Raw genomic sequence first — 7,976 nt, 5'->3', positions numbered from 1 at the left:
GGGGGAAGGGGTGGGGAAAGGTGTTGAAAAATGGGGCGGTTCCCCATATTATTGATGACGTCGACAGGCGGGGTGGTTCCCCGCGTACGTGCCATCTGAGTAACCGAGGGGAGGGCGCACATGGGAATGACTGGTGCATACGAGCGCAATCTCGATGCAAAAGGTCGTCTGTCCCTGCCTGCACCCCTTCGCGAGGAGCTTGGAGAGCACGTTCGCGTGTTCAAAGCCCTGGATGTCGATGCTCTGTACGTGTTCTCTGCCGAGGCCTTCGATAAGTGGGTCGAAGGACTCTTCGCGGGTCGTGAGGGCCACGAGGGTTTTAACCCGCGTGACATTAACGACCAGAAGCTCATGAGGGCGATCAACAAGCGCACCACGTCGATGGACGTGGACAGCGCCGGTCGTATCGGTCTTTCCGAGTCTCTCCGCAAGCAGGCGAACCTCGACCGCGAGGTCACGGTTGTGGGCAACTACGACCACCTTGAGGTTTGGGACCGCGCTACGGCCGATGAGGACGATGACGATGAGGCCCTGCTGGACCTCTTCTTCTCGTAAGGGCAAGGCACGGGTAACGGATGGAGCGTGGGATCTTGACACAAGAATATCGGCATGAACCTGTCATGCTCGGCGAAGTACTTGAATCGCTGCGGCTAAAGAGCGGCTCCGTTGTCTGCGATTGCACCCTTGGCGGTGCCGGCCATTCGGTAAAGATGGCCGCGCAGGTGGGGGAGACGGGCCTTTTGCTCGGCGTCGATCAGGACGACATGGCCCTCGAGGCCGCTGGCGCCCGTCTGGACCGCGAGGTTCCCGGCGTTCCGCACCAGCTGCTGAAGGGCAACTTCGGCGACTTGGACGAGCTGCTTTGCTCGGCCGAGGTGCCCGGGGTCGATGGCTTCCTGTTCGATTTGGGCGTTTCGTCACCGCAACTCGATATCCCTGGCAGGGGCTTTTCGTATAACGAGGACGCCCCATTGGACATGCGGATGGATCCGGGTAATAACACCTTAAACGCAGCTGAGGTCATCAACACCTATAACGAACACGACCTCGCCCGGATTCTACGCGTCTACGGCGAAGAGAAGTTCGCCTCGCAGATCGCGCGCGAGATCGTGCGCCGCCGCGAGCAAGAACCGATCGAAACCACCGGGCAATTTGTCGAGATCATCAAGGCGGGTATCCCGGCTGCCGCTCGTCGGCATGGCGGACACCCGGCCAAGAAAAGTTTCCAGGCCATTCGCATCGAGGTCAATCACGAGCTCGATGTGCTCGAACGAGGGCTTGATGCCGCCACCAGGTGGCTCAACCCGGGCGGACGTATCTGCGTCATCTCGTATCACTCGCTTGAGGATCGTATCGTAAAGAATCACTTTAAGGAGATGAGCCAGGGGTGCACGTGTCCGCCGGAGATTCCGGTGTGCGTGTGCGGCAACGTGCCGATACTCAAGGTCATCACCCGCAAACCCCTGGTTGCCCAGCCTGATGAGGTTGAGCGCAACCCTCGGGCGAGATCAGCCAAAATCCGCGTGGCGCAGCGTCTGTAGGCGCGACCGCGCGATATTGGACCTCCCGCTCGCACCATAAACGAAGCTTAAACACACTACCAACGTACTCGGGATGGGAGGCGGCATATCATGGGCTACAACACTTCAAACGCAGCACTCGCCTATGATATGAACGCCATGTCCGCCTATCGTGAGACGCCGCAGGCCCCCGTTGCTCCCCGTGAGCAGCGCACGCCGCGCTTTGATGTCTACACGGGCGCGGGCCGTCAGGCAAACCAGGCGGTAAGCCCGGTTTTCATGAGCGTTCTTAAAACGTTTTGCATCATTGCGGCTATCTTCATGACGATCGGCGTCGCCCGCGTGGCGCTCGCCGGCGTTACGGCCCAGGTGCTCAACAGCAACGCCGAGCTTACCAACACGCTCGAAAAGGCGACCGATGAGAGCTCCGACCTGGAGGTCATGCATTCGGTCTATGGCGCCGACACGCGCATTCGCGACCTTGCGGGCGCTTATGGCATGGTGGAGCCCAGCGAGAGCGTTACACTTGACTTTTCGCAGGATGCAGCCGCGGGCGCCAACGCGACCGCGACCGCTCAGTAGCAAGACGGTAGCTGAGTATGACAAATGACTATCGCCGCGGTTCCGATGGGGGCCGCGGTTCTGGACGTCCCTCGTCGCGGGGACGTTCTGGTTATCAAGGAACGGGTCGGCAATCTTACAACGCCGGGCGGTCCCGTGGCAACGACCCGGCGTCGCGACTTCGCGGCTCGGGTGGCCCTCAAGTGCATAACACCAGGTCGCGCAAGAGTTCGTCGACCGAATGGCTCACGGGCACGCCGCTGCCTCGCCGCAAAGCCGTCATGGGATTCATCGGGCTTGGCTTGGGCTTGGGCGTCTTTCGCCTTGCCGACTATCAAATTGTCGAAGCCGATAAACTGCGCGAGCGTGCCGATGCGCGTCGCCTGCTTGCGCAGACCCTCTATGCCAAACGTGGCACCATCTACGACCGCAACGGTAACGTGCTGGCGTCGTCGGTCGAATGTCGCAACATCGCCGTGAACCCGCAGCTTGTCGAGGACGTTGACAAGACGGTGTCGGCGCTGGTCAAGGCAACTGGAATCGATAAAAAGACCTGCCGCAAGCTCGTCGAGTCCGATGGAACCTGGGTGTATATCAAGCGCCAGGTGGACGAAGACGATGCTGTGGCGCTGGAGAAGAAGAACCTGCCCGGCGTGCTTTTTGAGCAGGCCATGAAGCGCGTATATCCATACGGCAATCTGGCATCGCAGGTGCTGGGTGTAGTGAATGTAGACAACGACGGCTTGACTGGTCTCGAAAAGCAATACAACAAGCTTCTGACCGGCACGAACGGTTCTCTCGTACGCGAGCGCGCGAGGGACGGCAGCTATATCGCGGGCGGTGCCTATAAAAAGGTGGCTGCGGTCGACGGCGTTGATATCGTGACGACGCTCGACGTCAATATCCAGCGTGCGGCCGAGGATGCCCTGGCAGAGGCAGTTGAGAAGACTAAGGCCAAGAACGGCTCGGCGCTGGTCACCGATCCTACGACAGGAGAGATCTTGGCAGCCTGCTCGTATCCGACCTACGACCAGACCGATTTGGAAAACGCCAAGACCGAGGATATGAACCTGCGCCTGGTTACCGACGCCTACGAGCCCGGCTCGGTCTTTAAGACACTCGTGGCGGGCGCCGGCTTCGACTTGGGCGTCGTGCGATCGAGTACGTCGTTTGAGGTGCCGGCGAGCATCAAGGTGGGCGACGATACCGTCACCGATGCCGACAAGCGCGACTATGCCATGACCATGGATGTGCGCGAGATGATGCGCCGTTCGTCCAACGTGGGCTTTGTCCTGGTGGGGCGCAAGATCGGTGCCGACGACTTTGCCGCCTATGTGGACAAGTGGGGCATCGGTCACAGCTCTGGTGTAGATTTTCCGGGCGAGAGCCTGGGCATCGTCAAGGAGCGTGACCAGTATGACGGCGCCACGCTGGGCTCGATGAGCTTTGGACAGGCGCTGTCTGTCTCGCCGATTGAGATCGCACGTGCCGTGGGCGGCATCGCCAACGGCGGCGTGATGATGACCCCGCACTTCTATAAGTCCAGCAAAGGCGACGAGAAGGACTGGGGCGAAGGCGAGCGTGCGATTTCTGAGGATGCAGCATCCCAGGTGACATCGTGCATGCAGACGGTCGTGTCGGAGGGAACGGGCGTTGGCGGCGCGGTTGACGGCTATGACGTGGCGGGCAAGACCGGCACGGCCGAACGTGCCGACGAGAACGGCGGCTACCTCAAGGAGAACTACATGTCGTCCTTTATGGGCTTTGCGCCGGCACAATCACCCAAGGTGCTGTGCTATATCACGCTCGACGGAACGCCGAGCGGCTCAGATGCCGCTGCGGTGCCGTTCCAGTCCATTATGGCCAACGCGCTCGACGTGCTGGGCATCCCGCGCACGAAGTAGGGGGTTACAATCTTTGGGGCGTGGTTTGTTGTCCCATATGAGGGGTGTTCACATGCCCTGCACCACGCATGCGCGGCGCTGGGATACAATACGCCGATAGCATTATTAGGTTTACAGGGGAGCTGCAATGATAGAGATCGCCGTCAACAACCTCGCGGCCGCAACAGGGGCCCGAACCGTGACGGGAGAAGTCGATCGGGTATGCCGCGGGTGCGTTATCGACTCGCGCCAGGTCGAGGAAGGGACGATTTTCGTCGCCTTTCCCGGTGAAAACGTCGACGGCAATGATTTTGCTTCCCGTGCCGTCCAGTCGGGTGCCGGCGCCGTCGTGATGACGCGTGAGCCCGATGCCGAGTTGGTCTCGCTGGCGCAGGACAAGGGATGCGCCATCCTGCTGACCGATGATCCCGAGGAGTTTCTGCTTCGTTTGGCGCACGCGTACCGCCTGGAGCTTGGCTGCCTGGTCGTTGGCATTACCGGTTCCATCGGCAAGACGACGACCAAGGACGTGCTCGCCGCTGTACTCGCCAAGCGCTATCGTGTCTGGGCCACCAAGGGCAATTTCAATAACCTGATCGGCATGCCGCTCACGGTGCTTTCCGCCCCGGCCGGTACCGAGGTCCTGGTGCTCGAGATGGGCATGAACCATTTCCACGAGATCGAGCGCCTGTCCCAGTCCGCCAATCCCAACCTTGCCATCGTGAGTAAGATCGGCACCTCTCACATCGGCATTTTGGGCAGCCGCGAGAACATCGCCCGCGCTAAGGCCGAGATTGTCCAGGGTATGTGCGCCGCCGGCGACTTCTTGCCGCTGCTGGTTTTGGGCGGTGAGGACGACTTTACGCCGTTCATTCGCGATACGTTCGCCCGGCCTGCTGGTATCGATGTGATGCTGGCCGGCGTCTCGGACGATGATGAGGTCCGCGCCCGCGAAGTTCGTGTTGATGACGAGGGCCGTCCGGTCTTTACGCTCGATTTTGGTCAGGGCGAGACAATCGATACCATGCTTGCTATCCCCGGCGTGCAGTCCGTTCCAAATGCCGTTAAGGCCGCCGCGGTTGCCTATCGCCTGGGCGTGACGCCCGAGCAGATCGATGCTGCCTTTAGGGGCCTCACAATCACCGGTCACCGCCAGGAGATCAAGCGCGCCAAGAGCGGTGCACGCATCATCGATGACTCCTATAACGCCAGCGCCGAATCGATGGCAGCCGGTCTCGATCTGCTGTGCTCGCTTTCGTGCGCGGGGTCTCGCATGGCGATCCTGGGCGAGATGGGCGAGATGGGCGATGAGGCTCCTCGCATGCATGAGCTCGTGGGCGCCTATGCCGCCGCCAAGAAGCTCGACATGCTGGCGTGCGTGGGTGGTGAGCTGGCCCAGCTTATGGCCGATGCCGCGCGCATGATGGGCATGGACGAGGACCGCATCCAGGTGTTCTCCGATTATCAGCAGGTGCTCGACCGCATGGGCGGCGCGCTTGAAAAACATGATGTTGTACTGGTCAAGGGTTCCCGCTTTGTTGAGCTCGACCGCTTTGTGGAAGGTGTGTGCTAGCCCATGTTCGGCAATCCCTCGTATCCAACGTATCAGGCTTTTTTGGGGCTTGGCATCGCCGCCGCCATTGCGCTGCTGCTCATGCCGTGGTGGATCAAGCTGCTCAAGGTCGAGGGTATCGGCCAGCAGGTTCGTGCCGACGGCCCCAAGCGTCATTTGGTTAAGCAGGGAACGCCCACCATGGGTGGCGTTGTCATCCTCATCGCGATCTCGCTGACCTGCCTGCTGATGGGCAAGCTCACCACCGAGCTCGTGCTCGTGCTGCTCGCCACGCTGGCGACCGGCGTGCTGGGTCTGATCGACGACCTGACCTCCGTTACGCATGGGCGCTCGCTCGGTCTGACGCCTCATGCCAAGATGATCGGCCTAACCATTATCTGTGTCACCTTTACGGTGCTTGCCGTCAACTGGTGCGGCGTCGCCCCCGAGATTCGTTTTCCCGGTGGGTTGACGATCGACCTTGGCGTGCTTTCGACCACCATCTGCGGCTATTCGTTCCCGTGGCTCTACATTGTCTTTTGCTGGCTGATGATCGCCGGTCTTTCTAATGCCGTGAACCTGACCGATGGCCTTGACGGTCTTGCTGGTGGCACCTCCATGATCGCCATGCTCGCCATGGCTGCCATGGCGTTTTTGCACGGAGACGTGAACCTGTCCATCTTCTGCACCGCGTGTGCCGGTGCCTGCTTGGGCTTTCTGTGGTTCAACTGCTATCCGGCGAGCATCTTTATGGGCGATACCGGCTCGCTTGCCCTGGGCGCCGCGTTTGCCTGCACGTCCATCATGACCAACACCGAGGTCGTCTCCCTTATCATCGGCGGCCTGTTTATCGTTGAGACCCTTTCGGTCATGATTCAGGTTGTCTACTTCCACTTTACGCACAAGCGCGTCTTCCTTATGGCGCCCATTCATCATCATTTCGAAAAGAAGGGCTGGGCCGAGACCAAGGTCGTTATCCGTTTTTGGATTATCGCCGCGGCCTTTGGCGCCGTTGGCCTCGCCCTGTTCTTCCAGTTGGGATAGTGGTCTTTCATGCCTCTTGCTGATGTCTTTAGCCTGCTCGTTTTGGGGCAGGGTAAATCCGGTCTCGATGTCGCCCGTTGGGCGCTGGCTCACCCCGAGCGCGTGAGCGCCACGACCGTATATGGCGGCGGTACCTCCGAGCCCAATGACGCCACACGTGCGCTCGAGGCGCAGGGCGCGTCGTTTGTCTACGGCACCGAGCAGGTCGAGGGTGCCTATGACGTGTGCGTGACATGCCCGGGAATCTCGGAGTTCTCGGCTTTCTTTAAGGCCGGGCGTGAGCATGCCGCTCAGATTATGGGCGAGCCCGAGTTTGCCTATCGCCTGTCTCCCCAAAATTGGATCGCCATCACGGGCACCAACGGCAAGACAACTACCACGTCGCTGACCGATTATCTGCTCAAGGCCGCCGGTGAAGCCAGCGTGGCCGTCGGCAATATCGGTGAGCCGCCTATCAACGAGATTGACGGCCGAGCCCACAACGAGTGGTTTGTGGCTGAGCTCTCGAGCTATCAGATTGCTACGACCACCGAGCTCCACCCTCGCGTGGCGGTGCTGCTCAACATCACTCCCGACCACTTGGGCTGGCATAAGAGCCATAAGAACTATGCGCTTGCCAAGATCAAACTGTTTGACAATATGGTCGATGACGATCTGGTGGTCGTCGACGTCGAAGACGCCGGCATTCACGAGTTCGATGAGTACATCTACACGCCGGGTCGTCGCATCTGCAAGGTTGCCTTTGACGAGCCAGAGGGTGAGGATGTCGCCTTTGTGCGCGATGGCAAGATGATCGTGCGCCTGAAGGGCGTCGAGACCCCGCTCATCGCCACATCCGAGCTCAAGATCTCGGGCCATCACAATGTCATCAATGCCCTATGTGCCGCCACGGCTGCTCTGGCCGTCGGTGCCGATCCCGAGGGCATTTGCCGCGGTTTGGCATCGTTCCAGCCGCTCGAACACCGCGTGGAACCCTGCGGCGAGATCGATGGCGTGCGCTACGTCAACGATTCCAAGGCAACGAACACCGATGCGGTCGAAAAGGCCCTGACGGCGTTTTCCGACGACGATGTGATTTTGCTGCTCGGCGGCCACGATAAGGGCACACCGCTTGCGGACTTTGCCCGCGTCGTTATGGACAACGTGCGTTCAGTCGTTTGCTTTGGCGATGCGCGCGAGCGCTTTACCGCTGCTATGGACGAGGCCGATGTCGATGGTGACGTGGATATCGCCCAGGCCGATGACCTGCGCGATGCCGTTGACGTTGCCCGCTCGCTCTCGAGCCGCGGCGACGTGATCCTGCTTTCGCCCGCTTGTTCTTCGTTCGACGAGTTCTCGGGCTACGAGGAGCGCGGTCGCGTGTTTAAGGACTACGTGGCCCAGCTTGCCGCAGCAGCGAAATCGCAAACGGAATAG

Annotated in this window: 7 protein-coding genes; all 7 read left to right on the top strand. The window is 60.5% G+C overall.

The features are described 5' to 3' along the window. The first annotated feature begins 120 nt into the window (after positions 1-120). The 7 genes from DWV20_RS08150 to murD all read left to right on the top strand — a co-directional run bounded on the left by DWV20_RS08150 (position 121) and on the right by murD (position 7,976). The gene (locus tag DWV20_RS08150; protein ID WP_035137949.1) at positions 121-555 is read left to right on the top strand and encodes a division/cell wall cluster transcriptional repressor MraZ; all 435 of its coding nucleotides are present in this window, start codon (positions 121-123) and stop codon (positions 553-555) included. A 20-nt stretch (positions 556-575) separates the two neighbouring features. Beyond that, positions 576-1,541, top strand: a complete 966-nt coding sequence (gene rsmH / locus DWV20_RS08145) for a 16S rRNA (cytosine(1402)-N(4))-methyltransferase RsmH (protein ID WP_006234266.1) — start codon at positions 576-578, stop codon at positions 1,539-1,541. Positions 1,542-1,631: 90 nt separating this feature from the next. Further along, positions 1,632-2,102 carry a hypothetical protein gene (locus DWV20_RS08140; protein WP_118256771.1) on the top strand — a complete coding sequence of 157 codons (471 nt, stop codon included), beginning with the start codon at positions 1,632-1,634 and terminating at the stop codon, positions 2,100-2,102. Between the two features lie 182 nt (positions 2,103-2,284). Next, positions 2,285-3,985: a peptidoglycan D,D-transpeptidase FtsI family protein gene (locus DWV20_RS08135; RefSeq protein WP_369831529.1), complete on the top strand. Its 1,701-nt coding sequence runs from the start codon at positions 2,285-2,287 to the stop codon at positions 3,983-3,985. A 127-nt stretch (positions 3,986-4,112) separates the two neighbouring features. Next, a complete protein-coding gene (gene murF / locus DWV20_RS08130) occupies positions 4,113-5,537 on the top strand; it encodes a UDP-N-acetylmuramoyl-tripeptide--D-alanyl-D-alanine ligase (protein ID WP_117637515.1) in 1,425 nt (474 codons plus the stop codon). A gap of 3 nt (positions 5,538-5,540) precedes the next feature. Next, positions 5,541-6,560 carry a phospho-N-acetylmuramoyl-pentapeptide-transferase gene (mraY, locus tag DWV20_RS08125; protein WP_117637516.1) on the top strand — a complete coding sequence of 340 codons (1,020 nt, stop codon included), beginning with the start codon at positions 5,541-5,543 and terminating at the stop codon, positions 6,558-6,560. Positions 6,561-6,569: 9 nt separating this feature from the next. Continuing rightward, positions 6,570-7,976 carry a UDP-N-acetylmuramoyl-L-alanine--D-glutamate ligase gene (murD, locus tag DWV20_RS08120; RefSeq protein ID WP_118256770.1) on the top strand — a complete coding sequence of 469 codons (1,407 nt, stop codon included), beginning with the start codon at positions 6,570-6,572 and terminating at the stop codon, positions 7,974-7,976.

This window comes from Collinsella sp. AF02-46-1 (assembly GCF_003465825.1).
Lineage (GTDB): Bacteria > Actinomycetota > Coriobacteriia > Coriobacteriales > Coriobacteriaceae > Collinsella.
This window is presented reverse-complemented; position numbering and strand designations above follow the sequence as displayed.